The organism is Bacillus sp. ChL18 (genome assembly GCF_026241425.1).
In the GTDB taxonomy this organism is placed as follows: domain Bacteria; phylum Bacillota; class Bacilli; order Bacillales; family Bacillaceae; genus Bacillus; species Bacillus velezensis.
In genome coordinates this window covers 377,488-391,721 of the sequence record NZ_JAPHWE010000002.1, presented here as the reverse complement: position 1 = coordinate 391,721, position 14,234 = coordinate 377,488, and the positions used below count along the sequence as shown (strand labels likewise).

Annotated in this window: 16 protein-coding genes and 1 pseudogene; 7 read left to right on the top strand and 10 right to left on the bottom strand. The window is 45.6% G+C overall.

Translation table 11 applies throughout. The annotated features are described in order from the left end of the window. Positions 1-11: 11 nt before the first annotated feature. Positions 12-524: a stage II sporulation protein M gene (locus OQ477_RS12955; protein ID WP_265972703.1), complete on the top strand. Its 513-nt coding sequence runs from the start codon at positions 12-14 to the stop codon at positions 522-524. 590 nt (positions 525-1,114) lie between these two features. Here OQ477_RS12955 and OQ477_RS12950 read toward each other — a convergent pair. From OQ477_RS12950 to speE, 3 genes are all read right to left on the bottom strand, one after another. Beyond that, positions 1,115-1,333 (bottom strand): helix-turn-helix transcriptional regulator, encoded by a 219-nt coding sequence (locus tag OQ477_RS12950; protein ID WP_003151056.1) that lies wholly within the window; start codon positions 1,331-1,333, stop codon positions 1,115-1,117. Positions 1,334-1,501: 168 nt separating this feature from the next. Then, positions 1,502-2,374, bottom strand: a complete 873-nt coding sequence (gene speB / locus OQ477_RS12945; RefSeq protein WP_007614448.1) for an agmatinase — start codon at positions 2,372-2,374, stop codon at positions 1,502-1,504. Between the two features lie 58 nt (positions 2,375-2,432). Next, on the bottom strand, positions 2,433-3,263 hold the full coding sequence (gene speE / locus OQ477_RS12940) for a spermidine synthase (protein ID WP_003151052.1): 831 nt from the start codon (positions 3,261-3,263) through the stop codon (positions 2,433-2,435). A gap of 199 nt (positions 3,264-3,462) precedes the next feature. On the opposite strand from speE, the gene OQ477_RS12935 reads away from it, so the two are divergent. Further along, positions 3,463-5,535, top strand: coding sequence for a transglycosylase domain-containing protein (locus tag OQ477_RS12935; RefSeq protein ID WP_130571374.1), 2,073 nt, complete (start codon positions 3,463-3,465; stop codon positions 5,533-5,535). A gap of 24 nt (positions 5,536-5,559) precedes the next feature. Here the strand turns inward: OQ477_RS12935 and OQ477_RS12930 are convergent. The 3 genes and pseudogenes from OQ477_RS12930 to OQ477_RS12920 form a co-directional block, all read right to left on the bottom strand. Next, positions 5,560-5,903 (bottom strand): annotated as a pseudogene (locus tag OQ477_RS12930) (hypothetical protein). Positions 5,904-6,046: 143 nt separating this feature from the next. Next, positions 6,047-6,565, bottom strand: coding sequence for a YwhD family protein (locus OQ477_RS12925; RefSeq protein ID WP_007407649.1), 519 nt, complete (start codon positions 6,563-6,565; stop codon positions 6,047-6,049). Between the two features lie 12 nt (positions 6,566-6,577). Then, positions 6,578-7,237 carry a site-2 protease family protein gene (locus OQ477_RS12920; RefSeq protein ID WP_003151043.1) on the bottom strand — a complete coding sequence of 220 codons (660 nt, stop codon included), beginning with the start codon at positions 7,235-7,237 and terminating at the stop codon, positions 6,578-6,580. A 105-nt stretch (positions 7,238-7,342) separates the two neighbouring features. On the opposite strand from OQ477_RS12920, the gene OQ477_RS12915 reads away from it, so the two are divergent. Continuing rightward, on the top strand, positions 7,343-7,531 hold the full coding sequence (locus OQ477_RS12915) for a 2-hydroxymuconate tautomerase (protein ID WP_003151042.1): 189 nt from the start codon (positions 7,343-7,345) through the stop codon (positions 7,529-7,531). Between the two features lie 37 nt (positions 7,532-7,568). Here OQ477_RS12915 and OQ477_RS12910 read toward each other — a convergent pair whose 3' ends face one another. Continuing rightward, entirely contained in the window at positions 7,569-7,988 is a 420-nt protein-coding gene (locus OQ477_RS12910) for a MarR family winged helix-turn-helix transcriptional regulator (protein WP_007407650.1), read from the bottom strand. Positions 7,989-8,373: 385 nt separating this feature from the next. On the opposite strand from OQ477_RS12910, the gene OQ477_RS12905 reads away from it, so the two are divergent. Further along, positions 8,374-9,753, top strand: coding sequence for an amino acid permease (locus tag OQ477_RS12905; protein WP_032864567.1), 1,380 nt, complete (start codon positions 8,374-8,376; stop codon positions 9,751-9,753). 64 nt (positions 9,754-9,817) lie between these two features. On the opposite strand, the gene OQ477_RS12900 is transcribed toward OQ477_RS12905, so the two are convergent. The 3 genes from OQ477_RS12900 to OQ477_RS12890 all read right to left on the bottom strand — a co-directional run bounded on the left by OQ477_RS12900 (position 9,818) and on the right by OQ477_RS12890 (position 12,043). Further along, on the bottom strand, positions 9,818-10,318 hold the full coding sequence (locus tag OQ477_RS12900; protein WP_265972701.1) for a YwgA family protein: 501 nt from the start codon (positions 10,316-10,318) through the stop codon (positions 9,818-9,820). A 39-nt stretch (positions 10,319-10,357) separates the two neighbouring features. Then, on the bottom strand, positions 10,358-11,659 hold the full coding sequence (locus tag OQ477_RS12895; protein WP_265972700.1) for an HD domain-containing protein: 1,302 nt from the start codon (positions 11,657-11,659) through the stop codon (positions 10,358-10,360). 159 nt (positions 11,660-11,818) lie between these two features. Beyond that, the gene (locus OQ477_RS12890; RefSeq protein WP_003151034.1) at positions 11,819-12,043 is read right to left on the bottom strand and encodes a DUF1450 domain-containing protein; all 225 of its coding nucleotides are present in this window, start codon (positions 12,041-12,043) and stop codon (positions 11,819-11,821) included. A 202-nt stretch (positions 12,044-12,245) separates the two neighbouring features. Between OQ477_RS12890 and OQ477_RS12885 the strand changes: the two genes are divergently transcribed. From OQ477_RS12885 to OQ477_RS12875, 3 genes are all read left to right on the top strand, one after another. After that, a complete protein-coding gene (locus OQ477_RS12885; protein ID WP_012118695.1) occupies positions 12,246-13,019 on the top strand; it encodes an RsfA family transcriptional regulator in 774 nt (257 codons plus the stop codon). Positions 13,020-13,280: 261 nt separating this feature from the next. Further along, complete coding sequence (locus OQ477_RS12880) at positions 13,281-13,595, top strand: PadR family transcriptional regulator (RefSeq protein WP_007614461.1); 315 nt, start codon at positions 13,281-13,283, stop codon at positions 13,593-13,595. Beyond that, complete coding sequence (locus OQ477_RS12875) at positions 13,596-14,150, top strand: HAAS signaling domain-containing protein (RefSeq protein WP_265972699.1); 555 nt, start codon at positions 13,596-13,598, stop codon at positions 14,148-14,150. The last annotated feature ends 84 nt before the right edge of the window (positions 14,151-14,234 follow it).

The window sequence follows — 14,234 nt, the reverse complement described above, 5'->3', positions numbered from 1 at the left end:
CCCTTAAACGAATGGATGAAAATACTTTGTTTAAAAAGAACGTTTTAGTCAAATTGTACATAATCTGTCTGATCTTATTTTTAATTGCTTTATTTACAGCATATTTTTATACAGATCCCGCTTCAAATGTAAATAATCTAAATCGAAATATCCGTCCGGATTTTTTTCAGATTTTCTTTAATAATATTAAAGTAGCGAGTCTGCTTGTTTTTTTAGGCCCGTTGACGCTGTCACTTGGCACGATTGCAGTTTTAATTATTAATGGATTAATTTTAGGAAATGCCATAGGAAGCATCAAAGACAATTTAAACCTTTTACTGCTTGTTATACCCCATGGAATAATTGAAGTCCCGGTATTGCTTCTTGCAGCTTCTGTAGGAATGAAATTAACTTTGGATTTATTACTCCTCAAAATAAATTTAAAATTCACTTTTAAATTTATTGGTATTATATTTCTCGGTTTAATTATAGCAGCTATGTTAGAAACATTTATTACACCTATCTTTATAAAAGGAGTCTCTTAGGATTATGCAAATTGAATTATCTTCATTTAAGGACCGAAACATTAATTTTTTGTCCTCATTTTTGTTTTATATTATCGGGTTAGCTTTTTATTTAAGTTCCCTATTGCCTTTTATGAAAAGTTTAATTCCCAAAAACATCCCTATACAAGTTGTTGAGCAAGTAAAACATTTAGATTATATCATTGCGATAGCCGCACTGTTACTTTTAATGTTCGGGGTGATTTTTGAAGGATTTGTATTATTTCTCATTATAAATTTTCTTGGCGCTCAAATTAAGATTAAAACCTTTTATTCCCTATTTATGTTTTCTAACATCCCGGTCGCAATTAAGTTTTTTCTTATATCATTCAAAAACATTTTCGCAGAACATCCAAACACTAGTTTATTTTTCACAAGTAATCATTTGATTTTTTCTATCTTTGATTTGTTCAATATTGCATACTTATTTCTTTTGTTTATTCTTCTGAAATGGAGAACGAATTTGAACTACCTGACAATCTCAGTTTTTATTTTTACGGCATTCCTATATAGAATGTTTTTTTAGCATATATAAATAAACCCCCTCAATAGGGGTTTTTCTTTCATTTCGTTCACTGTATACAATTCCTTTTATATGCTTCCGAAACAATACCCACTCTAGTACTCACATTCCACTTTTTACAGAGACCGGCTATGATATATTCGACATTACGCTGCGAGTAGTTTAATGACTTAGCGATCTCTTTATTAGGTTTTTCAGCAATTATCAGTTTAATTACAGAAATTTCAATCTTTTTTAATTCCAATTCATTTTCTACTGCTGTTTTCATTCTAACTTCCTTTCTAAAGATGTATTTACTAAATAATACCCTATTATATAATTTTTATCAATAACATCAATTATTAATGGTAAAATAATATGTTGCTTTTACTAACTTCTAAGTAGTTTATATACAATATAAAAATCCCCCGCCATGTTTCAAGCGGGGGAAATTCTTTTATTTCACAAACCCAAGCAGCATTTCACGAATCATCTTGCTTGCCGTGTTTGCGGTTTGTTCTGAGTGGTCATAGACCGGCGCGACTTCTACGAGGTCAGCGCCTTTTACGTTGACTTCTGAGCGCGCGATTTCATGGATAGACGCGAGCAATTCTTTAGACGTGATGCCTCCTGCGTCAACCGTGCCCGTGCCCGGCGCATGAGCGGGGTCAAGCACGTCGATATCGATGGTGACATAAACAGGGCGTCCCGCAAGCTGCGGCAGCACTTTTTTCAGCGGCTCAAGCACTTCAAATTTAGAAATGTGCATGCCGTTTTCTTTCGCCCATTCAAATTCTTCCTTCATTCCGGAACGGATGCCGAATGAAAATACGTTTTGCGGCCCGATGAGCTCTGCCGCTTTGCGGATCGGAGTAGAGTGGGAAAGCGGTTCGCCTTCATAATCCGTGCGCAGGTCGGTGTGCGCGTCAAAATGAATGATGGCAAGGTCCGGAAACTTCTTATACATGGCTTTTATGACAGGCCATGATACAAGGTGCTCCCCTCCCATGCCGAGCGGGAACTTGCCTTTTTCTAAAATGCTGTCCACGTATTCTTCAATCATATCAAGGCTTCTTTGCGGATTGCCGAACGGGAGCGGAATGTCGCCGGCGTCAAAGAAATTCAAATCAGCCAAGTCACGGTCGAGATACGGGCTGTATTCTTCAAGACCGATAGACACCTCGCGGATTCTCCCCGGGCCGAACCGCGAACCCGGACGGTAGCTGACCGTCCAATCCATCGGCATGCCGTAAAGGATGGCGTCCGCCTCTTTCCAGTCGGGGCGGCTTGCGATAAATACTTTTCCTGAATATGCTTCATCAAACCTCATGATAAAACCCTCGCTTTCCTGTAAAAAAGCGCAAGATTCGCTCCTGCGCCGTACGTTTTTATTTGATTAAATCGCTCACAAATTTCGGAAGAACAAATGCCGCTTTGTGAAGCTCTTTCGTGTAATATTTCGTGTCGATGTCAAAGAAACGGCTGTCCTCCACTTCAAGCGGATCGTACTTTTTAGAACCGATCGTAAATGTCCACAGGCCGCTCGGGTACGTCGGGATATTAGCCGTATACAGACGGGTGATCGGGAAGATTTCTTTCACGTCACGCTGTACGTTTGTAATCAGTTCCGGTGTAAACCACGGGTTGTCCGTCTGCGCGACGAAGATGCCGTCTTCTTTTAACGCCTTGGAAATTCCGGCATAGAAGCCTTTTGAGAACAGATTGACGGCCGGTCCGACCGGTTCTGTTGAATCAACCATGATGACGTCATACTCATTCTCTGATTTCGCGATGTGCATGAAACCGTCATCGACTCTCACGTCGACGCGCGGATCATCAAGCTTGCCCGCAATGGACGGAAGGAATTTTTTAGAGTATTCAATAACCTTGCCGTCAATGTCGACAAGCGTCGCTTTTTTTACGCTTGGGTGCTTCAGAATCTCTCTGATGACACCGCCGTCTCCGCCGCCGACAACGAGGACGTTTTCCGGATTCGGGTGCGTAAATAACGGGACGTGCGCAACCATTTCATGATAGACGAATTCGTCTTTTTCAGAAGTCATGACCATTCCGTCTAAGAACAGCATGTTGCCGAATTCTTCTGTCTCCACCATTTCCAGATGCTGAAATTCCGTCTGTTCCGTATGTAATGTTTGTTTCACCTTTAATGTAATGCCGAAATTCTTCGTCTGCTTCTCCGTATACCAAAGCTCGCTCAATTGTCATCTCCCTTTCAAGGCTTATTTCATTTATTGTAAGCGTCTGTATCGCTTTTATTCCGGTTAAAATCTCATTTTCACCTAAGGAAAAAGTATAGAGGATGGAGGGAAAAAAGTAAAGAAGTGTCCGGTTTGATATGTTTAAAAAACCCCCTTTTTTCACATAATAATAGAATCATGAAAAAGGGGGTTCCCAAAAGTGGATAAAGTATCTGGAAAACAGCTCAGAATCACGTTCAAAATCATCCGCGCCTGCATCTTTCTGACACTGATCGGCGGAATGCTGGCCGGCGTCTGCTTCACATCCGTTCTTCTTGCAGCGAAATGGCAGGGGGCCCCCTCCGTCCGGGTTCCTCAGTCTACGATTCTTTATGCAAATGACGGCTCAAAGCTAGGTGAGACCGATTTCGGGGAAAAGCGCTACTGGGTCCGGTTAAAAGATATCAATCCGATAGCGGTGCAGGCCGCGATTGCGGTGGAGGATCAAAACTTTTACAATCACCACGGTTTTGATTACCGGCGGATGGCCGCCGCCGCGCTGGCTGACATAAAGGCAATGGCCAAGGTTCAGGGCGCAAGCACCATCACCCAGCAATACGCGAGAAATCTCTACCTTGAGCATGATAAGACATGGAAACGAAAATGGAACGAAGCATTTTACACGATCCGCCTTGAACAGAACTATTCTAAAAACGAGATTTTAGAAGGTTATGTAAATACGATATATTACGGCCACGGCGCATATGGAATTGAAGCCGCCTCCCGCCTGTATTTCGGCAAACACGCCAAAGATCTGAACGATGCGGAAGCCGTGCTTCTGGCGGGCATACCGAAAGGCCCGTCCGGCTATTCGCCATATGTCAGCGAAAAGAAGGCCAAACAGCGCCAGGAAACCATTCTCCGACTGATGGCCGGACAAAAAATGATCTCAAACGAAAAGGCGGAAAGGCTTAAGAAAATGCCGCTTGCCTATCAGCCGCTGAAAAACAGAACCGCAGCGAAAACGGCGCCTTATTTTTACGATGATGCGATGAAAGAACTCGAGAAAAAGCTCGGCATGACGCGCGAACAGCTCGCAACGAGCGGATTGCGTGTTTATACGACGCTTGATAAGCGCATGCAGCGGATTGCGGAAAACACTGTGGCACATACGATCCGTACCGGCTCTGACATTCAGGTCGGCTTTTCCGCGATTGATCCGGCAACAGGGCGCGTGCTTGCGCTTCTCGGCGGACGTGACTACGAAAAAAGCCCGTTTGACCGGGCGACACAGGCGAAACGGCAGCCGGCTTCCACGATCAAGCCGCTTTTGTACTACAAAGCGATTCAAAGCGGCTTTACACCGGTCACGCTGATGAAAAGCGAAGCCACTGAGTTCCAGATTGACGACAACGGAGAAACCTATTCTCCAAGCAATTACAACGGCTACTACGCCAATAAACCGATTACGCTGCTTCAGGCGCTTGCGTTGTCAGACAACATTTATGCCGTGAAGACCCATCTCTTTCTCGGCATGAATAAGCTCGTGTCGGCGGCAAAGGAATTCGGCATCAGCGAACATTTAAAGCCCCTTCCGTCTCTGGCGCTAGGAACTGAACCCGTGCGCCCGATTGAGATGGTTAATGCCTACGCGATGCTCGCAAACGGGGGAAAACAAATCACCCCTTCCTTTATCACAAAAGTGACGGATACCGCCGGCAACGTCTTGTATGAACAGCCGCGCGGACATCAGCAGACGCTTGATAAAAAAGCCGCTTTTGTGACGGCGAGCATGATGACGGGCATGTTTGATCAGGATTTAAACGGCTATACTTCCGTCACGGGACGCACCATTTCTGACCGGCTGACCCGAACCTATGGCGGTAAATCAGGCACGACGAGCGCAGACAGCTGGATGATCGGCTTTAACCCGGCTCTTGCCGCCGGTGTATGGACAGGCTATGACAAAAGCAGCACGATTGATTCAGTAGAAGAAAAAAGCTATGCGAAGACGATTTGGGCGGACTTTATGGAGAAGGCGCTCGAAGGAGAACCGGAAATAGCGCTTAAACCGCCGAAGGGCGTCACGGGCGTCTATATCGATCCCGCTTCCGGCTACACTTCGGGACCCGGCTGCGCCGCAAAGCATTATACGTATTTCATCGCAGGCACTGAGCCCGCGGATGTGTGCTACGGAGCGGAACCGTCTAAAAAAGAAAAGGAACACGCCCCCGCCCGCAAAGAAGCTCCGCGCAAAAAATGGTGGGATAAGTGGCTCGGCAAAAAAGACTGAGCCCGGTGCATTGCGCGCCGGGCTTTAATCCGCGTCTTCCTCAAGCACCCATGGGAGCAAAAGAGAAAAGTCGAGATGGATAATGGGGTCAGGAAAACCCTTCGGTATAAAAAATGTTGTACTCGCCAATGAAAACGAAAAGCGGATATCTCCCGCCCTCTCGATATGAAACTTCGGCCAGCCTTCCCTAAACCTGCCGACAATCGGATAGCTGCCCGCATAATGATGCAGGCCGTTTTCCTTTCCATGCTCCCCCAAATCGTGACAGACAGACGGACGAATCCCAAACTGCGTAAACAGCCTTGTTTTCTCGTTTCCTCCGCATCTGCTTCAATGACCCAAGGCCCGATTTCAAAGACGGTGAACATGATGAAACCTCCGCGTAAACATGAAAAACCCCGAGTCTTGGTTCGGCTCGGGACTTTCCATGTCCTGATTCTGTATCAACAGTTTACTCAGTACAAATGTAAAATAGTGCAAATATTTATAAAGTTCACAAAAAGTTCACAAATTATTTTTCTTCCGGAAGCAGACCTGTTTTCAATTCATCGGATGAACGTTCCCAGAGCCCTTGGTCATGCTTCTGCAGAAATTCAGCAAGCACCTGCTTTGAGCTGGCGTCCATTTTATCCACGATAATGCAGCGCTTCATTGATTTATCCATTAAATTCACATGCTCCGGCAATGACTTATAGCCTCTGCGGATACTTCTGTCCACGGTCATTTCACAAGCCGTCACACCCGCGTAATAAGGGCCTTCTTCTTTTCTGTCGATGGTGACCCACACGAGCCAGTACGGTTTTCCGTTCGGCACTTCATCTTTGTTCGGCAGGAATTTGATGCCTTTTTCAACGACACTGCGGGCATGCATTGCGCCGATGTCAACGAAGGCTTCCTTCTCTTCCACATCGACAAATACCGGAGAAATATTGTCAAGGCTCAGCGCCCCGGCGCCAAAACCGCCATGTCCGTCGGTCGGATCACTTTTAATAATATTAAATCCGATTGTTTTCTTCTTTTTTTCTTCCATGAAAATACCCTCCTACAAAAGCGGTTGAAATATAATGGCAAATACCTTGAGAATCCAGTCTCTCCCCTCGCTTAACAGCGGCCACACGACATAGGAGCCGACCGGTGTCACAAACAGCACGAGAAACACGATAATCCCGTAGCTCTCAAACTGAGTCATTTTGGCGCGCACCCGCGGCGGCACGAGATCCTCAATAATCCGGTAGCCGTCAAGCGGAGGAAGCGGCAGCAGGTTGAATAAACACAGCGCGAGATTCAGCTGAATCCAAATAGAGAAAAAGCGGTCAAGCCCCATGCTGAATGCAGAAAGCAGCTCCATTCCGTAAGCATGCATCAACACTAGCAAAAAGAAACCGATAAAGGCAAGAAGCAGGTTGCTTACAGGCCCGGCGACGGAAACCAGCACTCCCGCCAGCCGCGGTCTTTTAAAGGCGCGGCGGTTCACCGGCACCGGACGGGCCCAGCCGAAACCCGCTACCAAAATTAGAATCGTTCCGAAAACATCAAGATGTTTAATCGGATTGAGCGTTAATCTGCCCTGTCTCGCCGCGGTATCGTCTCCGAACCGATACGCGACATACGCGTGCGCCAGTTCATGCATCGTAAATGCCACGATCAGCGTAATCACGACATAGGGCATAAGCTCCAGCGGATAATATAAAAATCTGTCCAAATGTAAAAATCCCCTTTTTTAAAAAATGCAAGATTGTCCTTCATTCAGTATACTATAAGTGACCTCTCTTCCAAAGAGAGGAAACGATAAAGGAGGATCAGCACCATGCCGCTCGTAACCGTTAAAATGCTTGAAGGCCGCACAGATGAACAAAAACGGAATCTGGTTGAAAAAGTGACAGAAGCCGTAAAAGAAACGACAGGCGCAGCCGAAGAAAAGATCATTGTCATGATTGAAGAAATGAGAAAGGATCATTACGCCGTCGCCGGCAAACGGATCAGCGATACGGAGTAATCCTTGATAACGGCCGGCGCTGCTATGTCAGGCCGGCTTATTTCATTACTTTTTCAACGAGGCTGAAAAAGGTGTTCTTTTCTTCCTCTGTCAATGCTTCAAACAGCTCGTCAATGAGCATCTGCCGGTTTTCAATCATTTGCATGGCCGCCATTTTTCCCGATTCGGAAAGCGTCATCCATACCGTGCGTCGGTCTTCGTTATTTCTCGACCTTTCCACGAAACCCTCTTTTTCTAAATGATTCAGAGCGGTTGTCGTGGCCGAAGGCGATAATGTGACTTCCTGCAATATATCTTTAATCGTGCACGTGCCGTGCCGGTAAATAATCCTGAGAATAAATCCTCTGATATTGTTTATACTCTTCGGAATTGTCGCCTCATCAAGCTTTTTCGTGCTCTTTAAATATTTCGTGAGCGCGTAATCCAGTACATTTGCTTGCAATATATCATGCTCCATGCAGAAACTCCCCATTTCAAGATGCATCCATCATCATTTGATTGTTTTTTATTACATTTTACTGATACCTCGCGGGGAAAGTCAAAATTTCGGCCGGAAAGCCCGCAACTTTTATCCTGCCCTATACAGACTATTATCTCCTACTTTTTCACCTATCCCTTTTATGCAATGCTGGTTTTATAGACATGATTCAGGTAAAATCATTAAGGGTGACTGCGTTTGACGGAAAGGATAATCTGATCGGATGCGGCAGACAATATGACTGGAAAAGAAACGGAACAGACGGGGAAACAGAACACAGGATTGTCGATTACACAGAAGATGTGACACGGGTAAAAGCCAAAGAGCCCCTCTTGGCTTTTGCTTTTGGATGGAGGGATGCGTGTTGCGGAATATCCTACAAAAAAAAGACATCACCCAGCTGCTTGAACAAAGCAGAAACAGGCAGACTGCCAAAACGATGGGTGGATTTGATTTAACTTTACTGGGCATCGGCGCCGTCATCGGGACGGGCGTCATGGTTCTTACAGGCATTACGGCCGCGAAAAATGCCGGGCCTTCCGTAATCTTTTCTTTTATCATTGCAGCCGTTGTCTGCAGCCTTGCAGCATTATGTTATGCCGAAATCGCTTCTGTTCTCCCGGTTTACGGAAGCGCCTATATTTACTCTTATACCACCATGGGAGAAATTGTCGGCCATTTAATGGGCTGGACGCTCTTATCCGTTTATATGGTGACGGCGTCGGCGGTGGCAAGCGGCTGGTCAAGTTATTTTAATAATCTGTTAGCCGAAATCGGCATGCCTTTGCCGGACAGTCTGCTGCACGTGCCGAGCCAGGGGGGCATCGTCAACCTTCCTGCCATCATCATTACTCTATTAATTGCCGTCGTTCTGTCACGCGGCTCCAAAGAGAGCAAAACCTTTAATAATATAATGGTTCTCGTAAAAATCGGAATTGTTTTGCTGTTTATCATCACAGGAAGCTTTTTTGTAAAGCCGGGCAATTGGCATCCTTTTATGCCTTTTGGAATCAAAGGCGTCATTACAGGGGCTTCTGCCGTCTTTTTTGCGTTTCTCGGATTTGACGCGATTTCCGCTTCGGCTGAAGAAGTCAAAAAACCGCAGCGCAACCTGCCGATCGGTATTATCGGTTCACTGGTGATCTGTACATTTGTATACGTCATCGTCTGTCTCGTCATGACGGGTATGGTTCCGTATTCACAGCTTAATGTGCCGGAAGCCATGTCTTATGTGTTACAGACTGTAGGACAAAACGCGGTGGCGGGCGTTATCGCTGCCGGTGCGGTGATCGGACTGATGGCCGTCGTTCTCGCCCATACATATGCGGCGACCCGTATATCTTTTGCGATGGCAAGAGACGGAATGCTGCCGAAAGTCTTTACCATTGTCGGAAAGAAATCGGGAGCTCCGATCTTTAATACGTGGCTGATCGGACTGATCAGCGCCTGCATCGCGGGTTTTGTTGATCTGAAAGAGCTGTCAGATCTCTCAAATATCGGCGCGCTTTTGACATTTGCCATGGTCAGTCTGTCCGTGCTGATTCTGCGCCGCACCCATAAGGATCTGCCGCGGGGATTTAAAGTGCCTTTTGTACCAGTACTGCCGATTTTGGCCATTATCTGCTGTTTGTTTTTAATGGTCAATCTGCCGCTGAAAACGTGGCTTTATTTTGCCGTCTGGCTGATCATCGGCGTCATCGTTTACTTTTTATATTCGTACAAGCACAGCAAATTGAGACAATAAACAAAACCAGGCCCGCTTTATCGCGGCCTGGTTTTTTCATCAAAAAAGACGAAAGCCATCGCCTTTAACAAATGTGTTTCAGCTCTTCTATGTAGTAAAGCGCCTCATCATATTCTTCATCTGTATATTTCTGTTTGCTTTTTATCGTAAACACTTTCTCTTTCTTTTCCTCAGCTTCAAGGCCGTCAAAATACAAAATCGTAGACACCAGCTCCAGAAACCGGGATGAGCGGCTGTTGACGCTGTCGATGTACTTCTTCATATCCGGCATCGTAAGCTCCGCATGATGTAAAAACTCGGCTCCCGTCTCCGTCAGCGAGTACCGGTATTGAAAGTAGCCGCCCTTTTTTTCCTTCACCTCATCCAGAAATCCAAGATTGCACAGCTCTTCAATTCGAAGCGTCAGTTCTTCGGAATACGGGCCGTAAAAATGAAAATCATATTTTTCGTAGAAAGGATACTGCATTTTCTTCGCGATATAAATGATTTTCTGCAGCTTTTTCCGCCCGATGATTTCTCCAGAATCCGAGAACACCTTCATCAGTTTTGCATGTTCTTTCAACAAATTCCCGACATCTCCTTTTCCTTCTTTACCAAAATCCTTCTATGTCAGTCCCAGCAGCTGCCGGATTTTTAATTTTGCTTCAGGGTTTTCTGAATCGTCGCAAATGAGGTCCATCGGATAGTAGAGCTTATGGTCCGTCCGGCGTTTGCCCGAAATGGATTCGACAATGGCGGACTGCCTGGACAGCTCTTTGATCTGGCCGTTCTGCGTTAACAAGTGAATCGGCAGACGCTCCTCCTCTTCACCCGGCCGGTAAAAATCATACGGCAGATCCGATGAAGAGTCGACCACTAAATAATAATTGGGATCAATTCCCGCCTCTTTAAACAGAGCGGTCAGTTCAAAATAAGCCGACATTTCCTCGTTGGGGTTAAATTCGGCATATTGAAACAGCTGGCGGTTAATGAAGCGGCGGCACAAGTCGGAGAGAATCGAGTCCTCTTCTTCCTCCCAAGCCTGGAAATAATATAAAATGATGGCTTCATCAAGCTTCAGATAATCCGCAAGCGTCAGTTTCCCTTCAAAAATGGAATAAAAATGAACGGGAGCATGAGTGAATATATACCCTTCTTCATGGAGCTGCTTCGCACGGTGGAGAATTTTCGTCAAAATGACTTCAGCGCTTCTCGTCACGGGATGAAAATACACCTGCCAGTACATTTGATAGCGGCTCATAATATAGTCTTCGACGGCGTGCATGCCGCTTTGCTTAATGACGATCTGGTCCTCACGCGGACGCATCACCCTTAAAATCCGTTCCATATCAAAATGTCCGTAGCTGACGCCCGTATAGTACGCGTCCCGCTGAAGGTAATCCATCCGGTCGGCGTCAATCTGACTCGAAATCAGGCTGACCACCTGCTTGTTTTTGTATGTTTTGGCAATGACTTCGGCAACATCCTGCGGGAATCCCGGCCCCGCCTTTCTGAGAACCTGATTCACCTCAGTATCGCCGAGGATGATTTCCCTCGTAAAGTCTTCATGATCCAGATGAAAAACCTTTTCAAAGGAATGTGAAAACGGCCCATGTCCCAAATCGTGCAAAAGCGCAGCGCTGAGACAGAGTTCGCGTTCATTGTCATCCCATTCAGGACGCCCTTTAAAAACATCATCAACCATTCGTCTGACAATCTCATAGACGCCGAGAGAATGATTAAAACGGCTGTGTTCCGCGCCGTGAAACGTCAAATACGTCGTACCGAGCTGTTTGATCCGGCGCAGCCGCTGAAATTCACGGGTGCCGATCAAATCCCAGATCAGCTTGTCCCGCACATGAACATAGCGGTGAACGGGATCTTTAAACACTTTTTCTTCTGATAATTTTCCGTTTGGATACGCCATCGTCATTCCCTCTTTTTTTTAGCCGTGATTCTATTATATCGGCTCTGTAATTTGAAAACATCCTTGAATTTGTCCGGCGTTTTGTTCCAGTTTTCCGACATTGATTTTTTGAAGCAAAAAAGCCTGACCCATCGGGCGAGGCTGTCGTAAAATACACATTTATTTTTTGATCTTCTTTTTCACTTTCTCAATCAGCTCGTCCTCAGTCGGCGCCGACAGCGGGCGGTTGTTTACGAAAGCAAACGATTTTTTGCGTCCGGGCCCGCAATATGACTGACATCCGACCTCCACTTTTGCATCCGGGTCAGCTTCTTTCAAACGCGGCAGCAAAGTCTTAATATTGGTGGCCTGGCAATCATCACACACTCGGAATTCATTAGCCATGATGTACGCTTCCCTTCATTCAATGTTCCTCTATGTTAAATCTTAATTTTAAAAAAGAAAAAAATCACATCACATCTCATTGTACAAGGATTCATCTTATCCTGCAAGGCTCTGCGTATCTCTCATTCTTTCAGCCAATTTGTATAAATATTTTCCAATCTGGACATTCTAATACCATCAAAGATATTGGGGGTTGAGAACATTGACAAAACAAAGACAGGACGCCTGGTCAGAGGAAAACGACCTGCTGCTCGCGGAAACCGTGCTCCGTCACGTTCGGGAAGGAAGCACGCAGCTGAACGCCTTTGAAGAGGTAGGCGATAAATTAAACAGAACGTCGGCAGCGTGCGGTTTCAGATGGAATGCCGTCGTCCGCCATCAATACGAAAAAGCGCTTCAGCTCGCCAAAAAACAGCGGAAACAGCGGATGCGCGCGCTCGGAAACGGCCAGCCGGCCAAGAAGAAACTATTATACCAGCCGCCTGCACCGGATGCGGACATCATGCAGGAAACCGCAGCCGAAGAGACGGTTCAAACGGAAGCGCCAAAAGAGGATCGGCAAGCCGTCATGTCCGGCGAACATATGCCTTATGTCGATGAAAGCTTCAAGGAAGAGTTAGCTAGTTTATCACATTTGCTGGCGCCTCAGCAGCCGAGCCAAAAGGCGGAGCTCACAATGGCAGATGTCATTCAATTTCTGCAGAGCTATGAAGGCAGCGGAAAGCAAACTTCCGCCCTGCAAATGGAAAATGACCGTTTAAAACGGGAAAACCAAGAACTTCAGTCTAAAACCGAGCAGCTGGAAGCGGCCGTCGAAAAGCTTGAAAAAGATCAAAAAACCATTCAGGAAGACTACGAAACCTTGGTGAAAATTATGAACAGAGCCAGAAAACTAGTTTTATTTGAAGACGACGAACATGCCTCTCCGTCCTTTAAAATGGACCGGAACGGCAATTTGGAAAAAATGGCCGAATAATGGAAAAACCCCTTTCCTTGTCATGGAAAAAGGGGTTTTTGCCATTTGTCAATGACGCGCATCCTGATCTATATTAATGTAAACATTGTTCAGGAGGCCTTCTTCCCGCAAGGGGTGCGCATCTCGGTCCCCCGCCCGCACATAAGCATAAAGATTCAATTCCTCATCCCAAATGGTTCTTGGGAATTATTGATCGATTAGCTACTGTGCAATACACTGTATAGAGAATACAATTATTAGATATGATGGGAATGATAGTAAATGAGTAGCCAATTACGAAAAGGAGCATTGGAACTTTGTGTGTTATCCCTGCTTCTTTATGAAGATTTATATGGTTATGAATTAATCAAGATCATAAGTGAAACGTTCCCTGTATCGGAGGGCACCATCTACCCCATATTACGAAGACTCACAAAAAATAACTACCTAAAAACGTATACAGCAGCTTCCGATCAAGGCCCATCACGCAAATATTACAAAGTAACAGAAGAAGGCGCCTTTTATCATCAAACATTAAAATCGGAATGGCTTGACCTGTCCGAAAAAGTGAACAGCATCATTAAGGAGGGAAAATGAATGTGTAAAGACCAATATTTAAAACATCTCCGGCGGGAAATAAAAGATCTGCCGGAACGTGAGCAAAAAGAGATACTCGCCGATATCGGCGAAATATTCCAAATGGGCGGCGCTGAAGGAAAAAGCGATGAACAAATCGCCGGCAATTTAGGAAACCCCAAAACACTTGCGCGCGCCTTAAAAGCGGATATTTTCATCAGTGATGCCGAGGAGCAGAAAACATGGCGCTCCTTTTTCAAAGCATTCGGCCTGATGCTGGGGATGGGCATGTTCAACTTCATGTTTATGCTGACACCGTTTCTTTTTGCCTCTGTTGCGGTGTTAAGTTTGATGGCGATCGGCCTGATGCTGATGACCGGATCATTCTTTCTCCTTGTAAAAGTGCCGATTGTAACAGCCATTTTTAACGGATGTATGGTTCTTGGAGCGGGTATGGCGGTGTTTATGGCCGGATTTGATCTTTCGAAACTGATATTCCGCATCTTTTTGCGCTATTTCAAATGGAATGTCGGCGTTGTAAGGAGGGAAACCATTGAATCGAAAAATGTGGTATAGCATTGCTCTCATTTTAATCGTTGCCGGCCTGATCGGAAGCATGTTCTTCGGTTTTGACGGCTTTTACCCTAAATCATAAGGAAG

What these genes read in the sequence shown, in the direction of transcription:
- OQ477_RS12875 (WP_265972699.1), top strand. Translation starts at nt 13,596, where the DNA reads ATGTGTAAAGACCAATATTTAAAACATCTCCGGCGGGAAATAAAAGAT.
- speB (WP_007614448.1), bottom strand. Translation starts at nt 2,374, where the DNA reads ATGAGGTTTGATGAAGCATATTCAGGAAAAGTATTTATCGCAAGCCGC.
- OQ477_RS12950 (WP_003151056.1), bottom strand. Translation starts at nt 1,333, where the DNA reads ATGAAAACAGCAGTAGAAAATGAATTGGAATTAAAAAAGATTGAAATT.
- OQ477_RS12925 (WP_007407649.1), bottom strand. Translation starts at nt 6,565, where the DNA reads ATGGAAGAAAAAAAGAAGAAAACAATCGGATTTAATATTATTAAAAGT.
- OQ477_RS12895 (WP_265972700.1), bottom strand. Translation starts at nt 11,659, where the DNA reads ATGGCGTATCCAAACGGAAAATTATCAGAAGAAAAAGTGTTTAAAGAT.
- OQ477_RS12880 (WP_007614461.1), top strand. Translation starts at nt 13,281, where the DNA reads ATGAGTAGCCAATTACGAAAAGGAGCATTGGAACTTTGTGTGTTATCC.
- OQ477_RS12915 (WP_003151042.1), top strand. Translation starts at nt 7,343, where the DNA reads ATGCCGCTCGTAACCGTTAAAATGCTTGAAGGCCGCACAGATGAACAA.
- OQ477_RS12890 (WP_003151034.1), bottom strand. Translation starts at nt 12,043, where the DNA reads ATGGCTAATGAATTCCGAGTGTGTGATGATTGCCAGGCCACCAATATT.
- OQ477_RS12955 (WP_265972703.1), top strand. Translation starts at nt 12, where the DNA reads ATGGATGAAAATACTTTGTTTAAAAAGAACGTTTTAGTCAAATTGTAC.
- OQ477_RS12910 (WP_007407650.1), bottom strand. Translation starts at nt 7,988, where the DNA reads ATGGAGCATGATATATTGCAAGCAAATGTACTGGATTACGCGCTCACG.